The organism is Mesorhizobium sp. P2_C5_2, assembly GCF_056404535.1.
Genome location: NZ_JBFUDV010000001.1, coordinates 706,370 through 719,125 on the forward strand (window position 1 = coordinate 706,370; position 12,756 = coordinate 719,125).

Consider the following 12,756-nt stretch of genomic DNA (forward strand, 5'->3'; position numbering starts at 1 on the left):
CCACATTTGGTGCGAGATAAATTTCGAAAGGATTTTCGCATGGCCACCGTCAAGGTCGACAAGAGCAATTTCCAGGCCGATGTGCTCAACGCCTCGCAGCCCGTCGTCGTGGATTTCTGGGCGGAATGGTGCGGCCCATGCAAGATGATCGGTCCATCGCTGGAAGAGATCGCCAATGAGCTCGGCGACAAGATCAAGATCGCCAAGCTGAACATCGATGAGAACCCCGAGCTTGCCGCGCAGTTCGGCGTGCGCTCGATCCCGACGCTGATGATCTTCAAGGGCGGCGAAGTGGCCGACATGAAGGTCGGCGCCGCGCCGAAGACCGCGCTGTCGCACTGGATCAATGGCAGCCTCGCCTGATCTCATAGCAATTTCCGACACCGAAGCCCGGCCCTCGCGCCGGGCTTTTTCTTTGGCGTCATCGTCCGACCGCCTCTGGCCCTCGCATCGGCGCACTCCATGTCATCTGCTTGGGGATGACAGGAGAGACCTATGACCGGATCCGCCAAGGCTACCGTCTTCATCGACAATGAGCGCGTCATCGTCACCGAATACCGCTTCCAGCCGGGCGACAACACCGGCTGGCACCGGCACGGCCACGACTATGTCGTGGTGCCGCTAATGGACGGCAAGGTGAAGCTGGTGACCAAGGACGGAGAAAGCTTCGCCGAGATGAAGAAGGGTGCGCCCTATTTCCGCAAGGAGGGCGTCGAGCACGACGTCATCAGCGCCAATGACGGCGAATACGCCTTCATCGAGATCGAGCTGAAATAGGCCGACGCAATTACCAGTCGGCGATGCGGTCGCCGCCGGTGAATTGGGCGCTTTTTGCTGTGTATTCGAACAGCTCGATCTTCACGCCGTTGGGGTCGCGGATCCAGGCCTGAAACGTGTCGTCGCAGGCGTGTTTTTTGGCCGTGACATCGATGCCCTTCGCGCTGATATGGGCGATCGCCGCGTCGATATCTTCCACCTCAAGGCAGAAATGGTTGATCTGGTTCTGCTCGCTATATGCAGTGCCGCCCTTCTGGAAGACCTCGACATGGCTGCGGCCGCCACAATTGAGGTAGAAGCCGAAAATCTTGCCGTCGCGCAGGAAATTGAACTGCGTGTCGAGGCCGAGCACGTCGCGGTAGAAGCTTCGCGTCGCTTCGAGGTCATGCGCAAAAATGCAGACATGGGCGAGCTGCTTCACCTTGATCATGACGGGCTCCTCGCGAAAGTCTGGCCTCAGGTCGGCGGCGTGCCATTCTCGGCCAGCACCGCGCCGGCGAGATACAAGGAACCACCGATCAGGATGCGCGGCGCCGGCCCGTCCCAGGTGTCGCGCAGCAGCATCAGCGCGCTGGCAACTGAGCTGACCGGCTCGGCGGTGAGACCGGCTTCCGTTGCGCGGACCGCCAGCTCGTCATTCGGCACGCCGGCGTCGCTGAGGCTAACCGGCACCGTGTAGACGTGACGGACCAGACCCTTGAAAGCGTGGAAATAGCCACTCTGGTCCTTGGTGCTGATCATGCCGGAGATCAGGAACAGCGGTCGCGGGTTCTTTTCCTCCTGTTCAGCCAAAGCTTCGGCAATGACCACACCGGCGCCCGGATTGTGGCCGCCGTCGAGCCAGATGTCGGCGCCTTTGGGCGCCAGCTCCGCCAGCTTGCCCTGCGCCAACTTCTGCATGCGGCCCGGCCAGGCGACGGTGGCCATCGCCTTCTCCGTGGCGCGGTGGCTGATCTCGAAGCCGGCGGCCTTGACTGCGGCAATCGCTGCCGCGGCGTTGGCGAACTGGTGGCGTCCGGGCAGGCGCGGCGGCGGCAGGTCCATCAGCCCGTCCTCGTCCTGGTAGACCATGCGGCCGTTTTCCTCGAAGGCGAGGAAATCCTGGCCATAGACGAAAGTCGGGCAATCGAGCCGCTCGGCGGTCTCGATCAGCACCTGCAGCGCCGTCTCGCTCTCCTGCGCGCCGATGACCACCGGGCAGCCGCGCTTCATGATGCCGGCCTTTTCGGCGGCGATCAGCTCGACCCGGTCGCCGAGATAGGCTTCGTGGTCCATCGACACCGGCATGATGACCGACACCGCCGGCCTGGCGACGACATTGGTGGCGTCGAAGCGGCCGCCAAGGCCGACCTCGATGATGGCGGCAGCGGCCGGATGTTCGGAAAACAGCACGAAGGTGACGGCGGTGAGGATTTCGAAGACGGTGATCTTCTGGCCGGCATTGGCCCCGGCGACGCGGGCGATGGCCTCGGCGAAAGTCTCGTCGTCGACCAGTTTTCCGCCACCCTCGGCCGCCAGCCGGTAGCGCTCGGCCCAGTTCACCAGATGCGGCGAGGTGTGGACATGGACAAGGTGTCCGCCGGCTTCGAGCAGCGCGCGCGAAAAGGCCGCGCATGAGCCCTTGCCGTTGGTGCCGGCGATGTGGATGACCGGCGGCAGCCGGTCCTGCGGATTGCCGAGGCGTTCGAGCAGCCGTGTGATGCGGTCGAGCGAAAGGTCGAAGCCTTTCGGATGCAGCGCCATCAAGGCGTCGATTTCGCGGTCTGCGGCAAGTGTGGTCATAAGAGAATCCTAGCGCATGACCCCGAAAACCGGAATCGGTTTTCGGAAAGGATCATGCGCAACAAAATACTGCGCGAAACATCGCGCGCAATCGCTGATAGCGGCCAGGAATGTCGCGTCAGGCCTGCGGCCGGGCTTCCGAAGGGATCACCGCCGGCGGCAGGATTTCCGGCTCCAGCGGCTTCTGCTCGGGAACCTTCAGCAGCATTTTCAGGAGCCGCGCAATCGTTCCGCGCAGTTCCAGCCGCGACACCACCATGTCGACCATGCCGTGCTCCATCAGATATTCGGAGCGCTGAAAACCGTCCGGCAGCTTTTCCCGGATGGTCTGCTCGATGACGCGCGGGCCGGCAAAGCCGATCAGCGCGCCGGGTTCGGCGATGTGGACATCGCCCAGCATGGCGTAGGAGGCGGTGACGCCGCCGGTGGTCGGATTGGTCAAGACGACGATGTAGGGCAGGCCGGCTTCCTTCAGCCGGTCGAGGCCGACCGTGGTGCGCGGCAACTGCATCAGCGACAGAATGCCTTCCTGCATGCGGGCGCCACCGGAGGCGGCGAACAGGATCAGCGGCCGTTTGCGCTGCAGGGCGACCTCGAAGGCGTGCACGATGGCGTCACCCGCAGCCATGCCGAGCGAGCCGCCCATGAAGGCGAAGTCCTGCACCGTCACCACCACCGGCAGGCCTTCGACCGTGCCCAGCGCATTGACGATGGCGTCTTCCAGGCCAGTCTTGGCCTTGGCGTCCTTCAGCCGGTCGGTGTAGCGCTTCTCGTCGCGGAACTTGAGCGGGTCCTGCATGACCTTCGGGTTCTCAAGCTGCTCGTATTTGCCGTCGTCGAGGAAGAATTTCAGCCGCTCCTTGGCCGAGATCTTCATGTGATGGCCCGAGGACGGGATGACGTACTGGTTGGATTCCAGGTCCTTGTGGAACACCATCTCGCCGGTCTCGGGATCCTTGATCCAGAGATTCTCGGGCATGTCGGTGCGCCGGCCGAGCATCGAATTGATCCTCGGGCGAACGTAGTTGGTGATCCAGTTCATCGCTTCGGCTCCTGTCCTGACGAAGAGTTGGCTAAAAAGGTAAGAAGACTATTCGGCAGCAGCAAGGCGAGCCGAACGCACGCCTTGCGACAGGCCGCTGACCAAAGTGGCGACGGCTTCTGCCGGATCGGCGGTCTTTTCGCCCTTCGGCCCCAGCACATTGGCCACCGCATTGACGATGGCGGTACCGACGACGACGCCGTCGGCATTGGCGCCGATGATGCGCGCCTGCTCGGCGGTCTTGACGCCGAAGCCGACGCAGACCGGCAGGTCGGTGTGACCCTTGATGCGCTTGACCGCCGCGGCAACCTTGCCGGTGTCGGCCAAGGCCGAGCCGGTGATGCCGGTCATCGACACGTAATAGACGAAGCCCGACGTGTTCTGCAGCACCTTGGGCAGGCGCTTGTCATCGGTGGTCGGCGTCGCCAGGCGGATGAAGTTGATACCGGCCTTCAGCGCCGGAATGCAGAGTTCCTCGTCCATTTCCGGCGGCAGGTCGACGACGATCAGCCCGTCAATGCCGCTGGCGATCGCGTCCTTTAGGAAACGGTCGACGCCGTAGATGTAGATCGGGTTGTAGTAGCCCATCAGCACGATCGGCGTCTCGTTATCGCCAGCGCGGAAGTCCGCCGCCATCTGCAGCGTCTTGACCAGCGTCTGGCCGCCTTTCAACGCCCGCAGGCCGGCTGCCTGGATCGCGGGACCATCGGCCATAGGATCGGAAAACGGCATGCCCATTTCGATGATGTCGGCGCCCGCCTTTGGCAGCGCCTTCATGATCGACAAAGCGGTGTCATAATCCGGGTCGCCGCTCATGAAATAGGTAACAAGCGCCGGGCGACCCTCGGCTTTCAGTTTTGCCATGCGGCGGTCGATGCGGGTCACCATAATCAGATCTCCATGCCCAGCATCGAGGCCACTGTGTGCACGTCCTTGTCGCCACGCCCCGACAGGTTGACGATGACGATCTGGTCCTTGTCCATGGCAGGCACGATCTTCACCGCATGGGCGATGGCGTGCGCGGATTCCAGCGCCGGGATGATGCCTTCGACGCGCGTCGTCAGCTTGAAGGCTTCCAGCGCCTCGTCGTCGAGGACTGGCAGATATTCGACGCGGCCGCTATCGCGCAGCCAGGAATGTTCGGGGCCGACGCCGGGATAGTCGAGGCCGGCCGAGATCGAATGGCCGTCCATGATCTGGCCATCGGCATTTTGCAGCAGATAGGTGCGGTTGCCGTGCAGCACGCCGGGCGCACCGGCATTCATCGAGGCGCAATGCTCAATGCCGTCGAGGCCACGGCCGCCAGCTTCGATGCCGATGATGCGGACCTCCTTGTCGTCAAGGAAGGGATGAAACAGCCCGATGGCGTTCGAACCGCCGCCGACGGCGGCGATGATGGTGTCGGGCAGCCGGCCTTCCTGTTCGAGGATCTGGGCGCGCGCCTCGATGCCGATCACCGACTGGAAGTCGCGCACCAGCTCCGGATAGGGGTGCGGGCCAGCGGCGGTGCCGATCAGATAATAGGTGTCCTCGACGTTGGTCACCCAGTCGCGCAGAGCCTCGTTCATGGCGTCCTTCAGCGTGCCGTGGCCGGCGGTGACAGGCCGCACTTCGGCCCCGAGCAGCTTCATGCGGAAGACGTTGGGGCTTTGGCGGGCGACGTCGGTGGCGCCCATATAGACGACGCAGGGAAAGCCGAAGCGCGCCGCGACGGTGGCGGCGGCCACACCGTGCTGGCCGGCGCCGGTCTCGGCGATGATGCGCTTCTTGCCCATGCGCTTGGCCAAAAGGATCTGGCCGAGGCAGTTGTTGATCTTGTGCGAACCGGTGTGGTTCAGGTCCTCACGCTTGAAATAAACCTTGGCGCCGCCGAGATGTTTTGTAAGCCCTTCGGCGAAATACAGCTTTGACGGCCGCCCGGCATAGTGGGTCGACAGATTGGTCAGTTCGGCCTTGAAGTCCGGATCGTTCTTGACCTCGTTCCAGTGCCGCTCCAGGTCGAGGATCAGCGGCATCAGCGTCTCGGCGACAAAGCGGCCACCGAAGATGCCGAACATGCCCTGCTCGTCGGGTCCGGTGCGGAAGGAATTGGGTGTCGCCGGCTGGTCCATCGCCGATCTCCTGGTTCGAAAGAATTATTCAGGCGGCGCGGTCGTCGCGCGCGGCCCTGACGGCCCGGAAAAACTGCTCGATCAGCGCCGGATCCTTGACGCCCGGAGCGCTTTCCACGCCCGACGAAATGTCTATTGCGGGCGGATTGGCTGATCTCAGTGCGTCGCCGATATTGGCGGCGTTGAGCCCACCGGAAAGCATGTAATCGAGCCCGGCGTCAAGGCCGGCCAGAATCCGCCAGTCGAAGGCGACGCCATTGCCGCCCGGCAGTTGCGAGCCTTTCGGCGGCTTGGCGTCGAACATGAAACGGTCGGCAATGCCGACGTACGGCTTTATCCTGTCGAGATCGGCGGCCTCGCTGACGGAGAACACCTTCATCACCGGCAGGCCGTAGCGGGCTTTCACCGCGGCCACCCTCTCGGGCGTCTCAGTGCCGTGAAGCTGCAGCATGTCGGGGCGCATCTTTTCGACAATCTGGTCCAGGAATGCGTCATCGGCATCGACCGTCACGGCGACCGCCTTGGCCTTGCCGATCGCCGCCTGGCGCAGGCGGCCGGCTTCCGCAGGCTCGACATAGCGCGGGCTTTTGGCGAAGAAGATGAAACCGACATGGCTGGCGCCGCCGGCCAATGCCGCAGCCATTGCCTCATCGGTCTTCAACCCGCAGATCTTGATATCGAGCGCCATGGCGCGGGGATTGGCACGAAAAGCGTCGAGAGTCGAGAAAAAGCATGCTGTTTGCCGCCCGGGCGGAACGCGCTACCTTCTTATGAAGACATAGCAGGCGGGAGCATGATCATGGCAGACGAAACCGTCGCCCAACTCAGGCAGAAGATGGCGCAGGCGCGTGAAGTGATCGCCCTTCTGATGGACAAGGCCGCCTTCAACGGCGCCGAGGCGCATCGGGCGCTGGATTATTTCGGCAGCGATGAATTCGAGCAGAATTTCCTGCCCTGGCCGCGCCATGATGACGAGGGGTTGCGGCCGGACCAGCTCAACGCGGCGAACGATGACTAAGCGGAGTGGCGGCGAAGGCTCTCGCTAATCGAACACGATCGCCTGTAGAGCGCCGCCGTTGCGCTTCAGCCAGTCCTTGCAGCGGTCGGTGTCGGGGCAGAGCTGCTCGCACAATTTCCAGAATTTCGGGCCGTGGTTCATCTCCTTGAGATGCGCCACCTCATGCGCGACGAGGTAATTTATCACCGGCGTCGGCGCCATCATGATGCGCCAGGAGAAGGACAGGTTGCCGTCGGAGGTGCAGGAGCCCCAGCGGCTCGACGTGTCCTTGAAGCGGATCGCCTTGGCGCGCTTGCCGAGCGCCTCGGTGTGTCTGATGACCAGCTTCTCGATCTCCTTCTTGGCCTCGCGCTTGAGGAAATCGGCGATGCGGCGCGGCAAATGGATGCGCTCGCCATGCACGATCAGCAGCGGGCCGCGTTCGTCACGCGAGACGGTGACGGTGCCGCGCTTCGACGGTTCGTGGATAATGCGATGGGCAACGCCACGTATCGGGATTTTGATGCCGGGGCGAACCTGCGGCCGTGTCGGCACCTTGGCCAGCCGCTGCTCCAGCCAGTCCTGGTGGCGATGCAGGAACTTTTCCACCTCGCCGCGGCGCAGGCCCGGCGGCACGGTGATACGCAGGCCCTGGCCGCCGGAATCAATGCGCAGCGTCAGCCGCCGCGCCCGGCCGCTCTCGACGATCTTGAGCGGCAGCGTGCGGCCGGCAACGACATGCTCTCGCTCTTCGACGGGCGAGGGCTTGGGTTTGGTCAGGTTGCGAAAGAAGCCGAAGGACATGGCTGAACGATACGCGATTCGAGGAAAACGACCAGTGGAGCGAACGCGAAAAGAGAACAAAAAAGAAACGGCGCCGCTCGCGCGACGCCGTCTGTCATGCCGAGACCTGTCGCAGGATCTCAGTCGTCAAGCAGGTTCGGACCCTTGCGCTTCGGGGTCGCGGGCTTGGCCGTTTCAGTCGAGCCCGTCGTTGTCGGGGCGGTCGACTTGTGGCGGTTGGCCATGAAGCGGTCGAACTCGTCCTGGTCCTTGGCGCGGCGCAATTCGCGGGCGTAGTCGTCGAACTCGCTCAGCATCTCGTCGAGCTTGCGGCGCTCTTCGGCGAGGCGTTCGAGTTCCTTCTCGCGCCAGTCGTCGAAAGCGACGTTGCCGGTGCGGGCAGAACCATGGCCCCAGCGCGCGGCCTTGTCGGAGCCGCGGCGGCAGCCGGCGAAGATGCCGTCGGTGGCTCGGTTGACGTCGCGCTTGAAGCCGTCAAGCCGGTCGCCCCAGATGATGTAGGCGAGCATGGCGAAGCCAAGCGGCCAGAACACCATGAAGCCGATCACCATCAGCGCGATGGTCGCCGGCGTCCAGGCCGGGCGGATCAATGCGGATGTGTTCATTTTCTCCCATTCCTTCGGTTGGAGACAGCCAAACCCGGCTGCGTGGAATCGAAATGGGAAGACAAAAACGGCGATTCAAGACAATGCCGGCCAAAACCGGACAAGGGTCTGAAATGATTACCGCTTTTTGAGCGCTTCGAGGAAAAGCACGACCAGCCCGGCGACCAGGCCCCAGAAGGCGGCGCCGACGCCGAACAGGGTCAACCCCGAAGCGGTGACGACGAAGGTGACCGTGGCGGCCATGCGTTGGTCCTCGTCCTTGAGCGCGATCGACAGCGCGTTGGCGAGCGAGCCCATCAGCGCCAGACCCGCCACCAGTACGATCAGGCTCTGCGGCAGCACGGCAAAGATCGCCACCAGCGAGGCGCCGAAAATCGCGAAGACGAGATAGGCCAGCGCGTAGAACGGGCCGGTCTTCCAGCGCTCGGCGGGGTCGGGATGGACATCCGGGCCGGTGCAGATCGCCGCCGAGATCGCCGCCAGATTGGTGGTCGAGCCACCAAATGGCGCCGACAGCAGCGAGAACAGGCCGGTGACGCCGATCAGCGGGCCGGGTTCCGGGTGATAGCCGGCGGCGCGCAAGACGGCGAGGCCCGACAGGTTCTGCGAGGCCATGGTGACGAGGTAGAGCGGCAGCGCCAGGCCGATGATGGCGGCGGCGCTGAAATGCGGCGCAATCAGCGTCAGCGTTGACAGTTCCGGCGCAGGCAGGCCGCCGACGCGGCCGGTGAGGAAGGCGGCAATGCCGCCGCCGATCAGCACCGCCAGCACCGACAGCGCCGGGTTGAACAGGCGGATGACGAAGAAGGCGGCGATCAGCGGCAGGATCAGCCAGGGGTCGACGGGAATGGTCTTGACGGCGTTGAGCGCGAAGGTGACGACGATGCCGGCCAGCATGCCTGAGGCGACCGAGGCCGGTATCCTTGCTATCAGCTGGGTCAGCGGCTTGAACAGGCCGGTGGCGATCAACAGGATGCCGGTGACGATGAAGGCACCGACAGCATCGGCCATGGTAAAGCCGCTCGATGCCGCCATCAGCGCCAGGCCCGGGGTCGACCAGGCGGTGATGATTGGCATTTTCGTGCGCCAGGACAGCCACAGGCACTCCATCGCCATCGCCAGGCACAGCGCCGTCACCCAGCTCGCCGTCTCGGCCTGGGTGGCGCCAACCGCCTTGGCGGCGGCAATGACGACGGCCAGCGTGCCGCCAAAGCCGACGATTGCCGCGACAAAGGCGGATATCGGGATGGAAATGCGCATGTCCTACCCTGCCCGCTGCACCATCTCGCCAACTGCCCTGAGCAGCATGTCGAGGTCCTGCGGCCGCGACAGACGGTGGTCGCCGTCGGGGATGAGCGACAAAGTGACGTCGTCGGCCGGCAGCAGGGAGACCAGCTTCAGCGCATGGCTTGCCGGCACATCGGCATCGGCCAGGCCCTGCAGGATATGGACAGGGCAATGGGTGTCGATCGGTCCGGTCATGACCCGGTTGTTGCGGCCGTCCTCGATCAGCGCGCGCGTGTAGATGTAAGGTTCGGCGGAATAGTCCGACGGCTCTTCGAAGAAGCCCTTCTTCTTGAGGTCGCGCTTCTGCGCCTCGGTCAGCGTCGGCTCGACCAGCTCGGTGGTGAAATCCGGCGCCGGCGCGAGCAGCACCAGGCCGACGACATTGCTGTCGCCCGCCTTGCGCAGTTCCTGCACCATGCGCAGCGCGATCCAGGCGCCCATCGATGAGCCGACCAGGATTTGCTTGCCCTTGGTGAAACGCCGGAAGACGGCGAGGCTCTCGCCAAGCCATTTCGAGATGGTGCCGTCGGCAAAGACGCCGCCGGATTCGCCGTGGCCGGAATAGTCATGGCGCAAGAAGGCGCGGCCTTCCCGTGCCGCCCAGTCCGACAGCGTCTCGGCTTTGGTGCCCAGCATGTCGGATTTGTAGCCGCCGAGCCAGACAATGCCGGGCGTCGCGCCCGAGGAATGGCGCACCGCGATGCTGATTCCCTGGACATCCAGAAGGGTTGGGGTGGTCGCGGTCATGGCGATCTGTCAGTCCTGGTTGTAGGGGCCCGATTTTCCTCGCCGGTCTTTTGGCACAGGCAAAGGCGAGCCGGAAAGTGCCCGCTATATCCTTTGTTTGGTGCAGGCCTGCGTTCAGGGTGATTTTCCGTTAGCGCTGTGCTATTGACTCCGCCCGCGCGCTCACCACATTGGCGCGTCCTGAATATTTCTAGATTTGAACCCCTGAACGAAACGGCCAAGGAGACCACGACCATTCGCAGACCTTTCAAAGCAGCGGCGCCTACCAAGGATGGCCCGCGCTCCAACCGTGATATCCGGGTTCCCCGGGTCCAGCTCATCGACGCCGAAGGCCAGAACCGAGGCGATGTCTCCATCAACGACGCATTGCTGCTCGCCGAAGAGGCCGGGCTCGATCTGGTCGAGATATCGCCCAATGCGGTGCCGCCCGTCGTAAAAATCCTCGATCTCGGCAAGTTGAAGTACGCCAACCAGAAGAAGGCGGCCGAAGCGCGCAAGAACCAGAAGGTCATCGAGATCAAGGAGATCAAGATGCGCCCGAACATCGACAGCCATGACTATGACACCAAGATGAAGGCCGTGCGGCGCTTCTTCGAGGAAGGCGACAAGGTCAAGCTGACGCTGCGCTTCCGCGGCCGCGAGATGGCGCATATGGAACTCGGCATGCAGCTCCTGAACAAGGTGCGCGAGGAAACGGCGACCATCGCCAAGGTGGAGGCCGAGCCGAAGCTCGAAGGCCGCCAGATGATGATGGTGCTGGCCCCACGCTAGATCACGATAGGTTCAGGCGAGCCAATAGCGCTCTAAATCCGCCTGAATCCTGCTACATGGCGTCCCTGCGATCGGCGGGACGCCTGTTTTCTTGTCCAGACGCTGCGATCGCCGGCAAAGCTTTTCCACGATCGGATTCCCGACATGGCCAATGAAATCAAGCCTGCGCCCGTCAAGGAGCTGGGCGGCTACCAGCATATGCGCCGCATGGTGCTTGCGGTCCTGGTGGTGGTGCTGTTTGCCGCCCTGCTGTTCGGCCAGTCGACCTTTCCACCGGAGACCCCGGTGCACGAAACGATCGAGATGTTCGGCGTGCTGTTGATCTTCCTTGGCGTCGTCGGGCGCTTGTGGTCGACACTTTATATTGGCGGGCGCAAATCCTCCGAAGTCGTCACCGGCGGACCTTATTCGATCACCCGCAACCCGCTCTATGTGTTCTCGACAATTGCCGCCGCCGGCGTCGGGGCGCAGATCGGCTCGTTCTCCGGCGTCATCCTGTTTGCGCTTCTCTGCGCCGGCGCCTTCCACATCGTCATCCTGCGCGAAGAAAAGTATCTCAAAGGATTGCTGGGCGCGCCTTACGAAGCCTATCTGGCGCGGGTGCCGCGCTTCTTTCCCAAACTATCGCTCTACCAGGAGGGCGATACCGGCAGCTTCAAGCCGCGGCTGTTGCTGACAACCTTGCTCGACGGGCTGGTGTTCCTGGTGGCGTTGCCGGTGTTCGAGACCATCGACGGCGCCCAGCAGTCGGGGATACTGCCGGTGCTGTTCCGGCTGCCCTAGGTAGGCTGATATTCAGGTGAGGCCGGCCTGCAAACGGCTGACACCTGCGCTTCCGGTGCTCACGTACTTGAGTACGCTCCGCTCCGGTTCTCGGAACCCACCGTTTTCGGCTCGGCTTGACCTGAATCTCAACCCACCTATCCGACCCCAGCCTTGCACTGTGGATTAAGACAGAGCGTCGCAGCCCTTCGGGTGTTGCGCGCGCGCCTGCTTTGACGTATAGGACCGCCGTTCCAAGAAAACCGCCCGGCAGGGCATGCCGTGGCGGTTTCATTTGCTTTTCGGGCTTTTGGTCCGCCCGAAGCGAACAAGAAGCGCGATTGTGCGCCACCAATACGGAGTAGCAAAATGCCCAAGATGAAGACCAAGTCGGCCGCCAAGAAGCGGTTCAAGATCACAGGTACGGGTAAAGTCCTGTCGGCTGCGGCCGGCAAGCGTCACGGCATGATCAAGCGTTCCAACAAGTTCATTCGAAATGCCCGCGGCACGATGGTTCTGGCTGAACCGGATGGCAAGAAGGTCATCAAGAATTTTCTGCCGAACGGCCTCTAAGGCATTCGGTCCGGACACGCATTAGTTTTACGCAATTCCGAACGGAAAACCGCAAGGCACTTTTCCTGGAATTGCTTTTAAGGAGATCATGACATGGCACGCGTAAAAAGAGGCGTCACCTCGCACGCCAAGCACAAGAAGGTCCTGAAAGCCGCGAAAGGCTTCTACGGCCGTCGCAAGAACACCATCCGCATCGCCAAGCAGGCGGTGGAAAAGTCGCTGCAGTACGCTTACCGCGACCGCAAGAACCGCAAGCGCTCGTTCCGCGCGCTGTGGATCCAGCGCATCAATGCCGCGACCCACGAGCATGGCCTGACCTATGGCCGCTTCATCGACGGCCTCAATAAGGCCGGCATCGAGATCGATCGCAAGATCCTGTCCGACATGGCTATCCATGAGCCGCAGGCTTTCGCCGCGCTCGTGGCCAAGGCCAAGGTCGCGCTCGAATATCTGAAGAACACCACGCCGAATGCATTTGAAAGCGCTGTCGCCTAAGAC

Annotated in this window: 17 protein-coding genes; 7 read left to right on the forward strand and 10 right to left on the reverse strand. The window is 63.0% G+C overall.

Features of this window, described 5'->3' with window-relative positions:
- The first annotated feature begins 39 nt into the window (after nucleotides 1–39).
- Together trxA and AC1D1B_RS03230 are read left to right on the forward strand one after the other, a co-directional pair.
- Complete coding sequence (trxA, locus tag AC1D1B_RS03225; RefSeq protein ID WP_023672297.1) at nucleotides 40–363, forward strand: thioredoxin; 324 nt, start codon at nucleotides 40–42, stop codon at nucleotides 361–363.
- 132 nt (nucleotides 364–495) lie between these two features.
- Nucleotides 496–777, forward strand: coding sequence for a cupin domain-containing protein (locus AC1D1B_RS03230; RefSeq protein ID WP_023681396.1), 282 nt, complete (start codon nucleotides 496–498; stop codon nucleotides 775–777).
- A 10-nt stretch (nucleotides 778–787) separates the two neighbouring features.
- On the opposite strand, the gene AC1D1B_RS03235 is transcribed toward AC1D1B_RS03230, so the two are convergent.
- The 6 genes from AC1D1B_RS03235 to AC1D1B_RS03260 all read right to left on the reverse strand — a co-directional run bounded on the left by AC1D1B_RS03235 (nucleotide 788) and on the right by AC1D1B_RS03260 (nucleotide 6,400).
- Complete coding sequence (locus tag AC1D1B_RS03235) at nucleotides 788–1,207, reverse strand: VOC family protein (RefSeq protein ID WP_477329299.1); 420 nt, start codon at nucleotides 1,205–1,207, stop codon at nucleotides 788–790.
- Nucleotides 1,208–1,233: 26 nt separating this feature from the next.
- Nucleotides 1,234–2,559: a bifunctional folylpolyglutamate synthase/dihydrofolate synthase gene (locus tag AC1D1B_RS03240; protein WP_477329301.1), complete on the reverse strand. Its 1,326-nt coding sequence runs from the start codon at nucleotides 2,557–2,559 to the stop codon at nucleotides 1,234–1,236.
- A gap of 118 nt (nucleotides 2,560–2,677) precedes the next feature.
- Nucleotides 2,678–3,601 (reverse strand): acetyl-CoA carboxylase, carboxyltransferase subunit beta, encoded by a 924-nt coding sequence (gene accD, locus AC1D1B_RS03245; RefSeq protein WP_477329303.1) that lies wholly within the window; start codon nucleotides 3,599–3,601, stop codon nucleotides 2,678–2,680.
- Nucleotides 3,602–3,649: 48 nt separating this feature from the next.
- Entirely contained in the window at nucleotides 3,650–4,489 is an 840-nt protein-coding gene (gene trpA / locus AC1D1B_RS03250) for a tryptophan synthase subunit alpha (protein ID WP_181056819.1), read from the reverse strand.
- Between the two features lie 2 nt (nucleotides 4,490–4,491).
- Nucleotides 4,492–5,712: a tryptophan synthase subunit beta gene (trpB, locus tag AC1D1B_RS03255; protein WP_477329305.1), complete on the reverse strand. Its 1,221-nt coding sequence runs from the start codon at nucleotides 5,710–5,712 to the stop codon at nucleotides 4,492–4,494.
- A gap of 28 nt (nucleotides 5,713–5,740) precedes the next feature.
- Nucleotides 5,741–6,400, reverse strand: coding sequence for a phosphoribosylanthranilate isomerase (locus AC1D1B_RS03260; RefSeq protein WP_477329307.1), 660 nt, complete (start codon nucleotides 6,398–6,400; stop codon nucleotides 5,741–5,743).
- 111 nt (nucleotides 6,401–6,511) lie between these two features.
- Between AC1D1B_RS03260 and AC1D1B_RS03265 the strand changes: the two genes are divergently transcribed.
- Nucleotides 6,512–6,730 carry a hypothetical protein gene (locus AC1D1B_RS03265; RefSeq protein ID WP_477329309.1) on the forward strand — a complete coding sequence of 73 codons (219 nt, stop codon included), beginning with the start codon at nucleotides 6,512–6,514 and terminating at the stop codon, nucleotides 6,728–6,730.
- Between the two features lie 24 nt (nucleotides 6,731–6,754).
- Here AC1D1B_RS03265 and AC1D1B_RS03270 read toward each other — a convergent pair whose 3' ends face one another.
- The 4 genes from AC1D1B_RS03270 to AC1D1B_RS03285 form a co-directional block, all read right to left on the reverse strand.
- Nucleotides 6,755–7,513 carry a M48 family metallopeptidase gene (locus AC1D1B_RS03270; protein ID WP_477329311.1) on the reverse strand — a complete coding sequence of 253 codons (759 nt, stop codon included), beginning with the start codon at nucleotides 7,511–7,513 and terminating at the stop codon, nucleotides 6,755–6,757.
- A 119-nt stretch (nucleotides 7,514–7,632) separates the two neighbouring features.
- Complete coding sequence (locus tag AC1D1B_RS03275; protein ID WP_477329313.1) at nucleotides 7,633–8,118, reverse strand: DUF2852 domain-containing protein; 486 nt, start codon at nucleotides 8,116–8,118, stop codon at nucleotides 7,633–7,635.
- A 117-nt stretch (nucleotides 8,119–8,235) separates the two neighbouring features.
- The gene (locus tag AC1D1B_RS03280; RefSeq protein ID WP_477329315.1) at nucleotides 8,236–9,378 is read right to left on the reverse strand and encodes a benzoate/H(+) symporter BenE family transporter; all 1,143 of its coding nucleotides are present in this window, start codon (nucleotides 9,376–9,378) and stop codon (nucleotides 8,236–8,238) included.
- 3 nt (nucleotides 9,379–9,381) lie between these two features.
- Complete coding sequence (locus tag AC1D1B_RS03285; protein WP_477329317.1) at nucleotides 9,382–10,152, reverse strand: alpha/beta hydrolase; 771 nt, start codon at nucleotides 10,150–10,152, stop codon at nucleotides 9,382–9,384.
- A 234-nt stretch (nucleotides 10,153–10,386) separates the two neighbouring features.
- On the opposite strand from AC1D1B_RS03285, the gene infC reads away from it, so the two are divergent.
- The 4 genes from infC (at nucleotide 10,387) to rplT (ending at nucleotide 12,753) form a co-directional block, all read left to right on the forward strand.
- On the forward strand, nucleotides 10,387–10,923 hold the full coding sequence (gene infC / locus AC1D1B_RS03290; RefSeq protein ID WP_181056876.1) for a translation initiation factor IF-3: 537 nt from the start codon (nucleotides 10,387–10,389) through the stop codon (nucleotides 10,921–10,923).
- 144 nt (nucleotides 10,924–11,067) lie between these two features.
- On the forward strand, nucleotides 11,068–11,706 hold the full coding sequence (locus AC1D1B_RS03295) for a methyltransferase family protein (protein WP_477329319.1): 639 nt from the start codon (nucleotides 11,068–11,070) through the stop codon (nucleotides 11,704–11,706).
- Nucleotides 11,707–12,054: 348 nt separating this feature from the next.
- Nucleotides 12,055–12,258, forward strand: coding sequence for a 50S ribosomal protein L35 (gene rpmI / locus AC1D1B_RS03300; protein ID WP_006201248.1), 204 nt, complete (start codon nucleotides 12,055–12,057; stop codon nucleotides 12,256–12,258).
- 93 nt (nucleotides 12,259–12,351) lie between these two features.
- Nucleotides 12,352–12,753 carry a 50S ribosomal protein L20 gene (gene rplT / locus AC1D1B_RS03305; protein ID WP_006201247.1) on the forward strand — a complete coding sequence of 134 codons (402 nt, stop codon included), beginning with the start codon at nucleotides 12,352–12,354 and terminating at the stop codon, nucleotides 12,751–12,753.
- The last annotated feature ends 3 nt before the right edge of the window (nucleotides 12,754–12,756 follow it).

Bases quoted from the DNA above. Each gene is read 5' to 3' on its own strand.
- AC1D1B_RS03240 (WP_477329301.1), bottom strand. From the start codon at position 2,559: ATGACCACACTTGCCGCAGACCGCGAAATCGACGCCTTGATGGCGCTG.
- AC1D1B_RS03280 (WP_477329315.1), bottom strand. From the start codon at position 9,378: ATGCGCATTTCCATCCCGATATCCGCCTTTGTCGCGGCAATCGTCGGC.
- trxA (WP_023672297.1), top strand. From the start codon at position 40: ATGGCCACCGTCAAGGTCGACAAGAGCAATTTCCAGGCCGATGTGCTC.
- trpA (WP_181056819.1), bottom strand. From the start codon at position 4,489: ATGGTGACCCGCATCGACCGCCGCATGGCAAAACTGAAAGCCGAGGGT.
- AC1D1B_RS03285 (WP_477329317.1), bottom strand. From the start codon at position 10,152: ATGACCGCGACCACCCCAACCCTTCTGGATGTCCAGGGAATCAGCATC.
- trpB (WP_477329305.1), bottom strand. From the start codon at position 5,712: ATGGACCAGCCGGCGACACCCAATTCCTTCCGCACCGGACCCGACGAG.
- rplT (WP_006201247.1), top strand. From the start codon at position 12,352: ATGGCACGCGTAAAAAGAGGCGTCACCTCGCACGCCAAGCACAAGAAG.
- AC1D1B_RS03265 (WP_477329309.1), top strand. From the start codon at position 6,512: ATGGCAGACGAAACCGTCGCCCAACTCAGGCAGAAGATGGCGCAGGCG.
- AC1D1B_RS03295 (WP_477329319.1), top strand. From the start codon at position 11,068: ATGGCCAATGAAATCAAGCCTGCGCCCGTCAAGGAGCTGGGCGGCTAC.
- accD (WP_477329303.1), bottom strand. From the start codon at position 3,601: ATGAACTGGATCACCAACTACGTTCGCCCGAGGATCAATTCGATGCTC.
- AC1D1B_RS03230 (WP_023681396.1), top strand. From the start codon at position 496: ATGACCGGATCCGCCAAGGCTACCGTCTTCATCGACAATGAGCGCGTC.
- AC1D1B_RS03260 (WP_477329307.1), bottom strand. From the start codon at position 6,400: ATGGCGCTCGATATCAAGATCTGCGGGTTGAAGACCGATGAGGCAATG.
- AC1D1B_RS03275 (WP_477329313.1), bottom strand. From the start codon at position 8,118: ATGAACACATCCGCATTGATCCGCCCGGCCTGGACGCCGGCGACCATC.
- AC1D1B_RS03270 (WP_477329311.1), bottom strand. From the start codon at position 7,513: ATGTCCTTCGGCTTCTTTCGCAACCTGACCAAACCCAAGCCCTCGCCC.
- rpmI (WP_006201248.1), top strand. From the start codon at position 12,055: ATGCCCAAGATGAAGACCAAGTCGGCCGCCAAGAAGCGGTTCAAGATC.
- AC1D1B_RS03235 (WP_477329299.1), bottom strand. From the start codon at position 1,207: ATGATCAAGGTGAAGCAGCTCGCCCATGTCTGCATTTTTGCGCATGAC.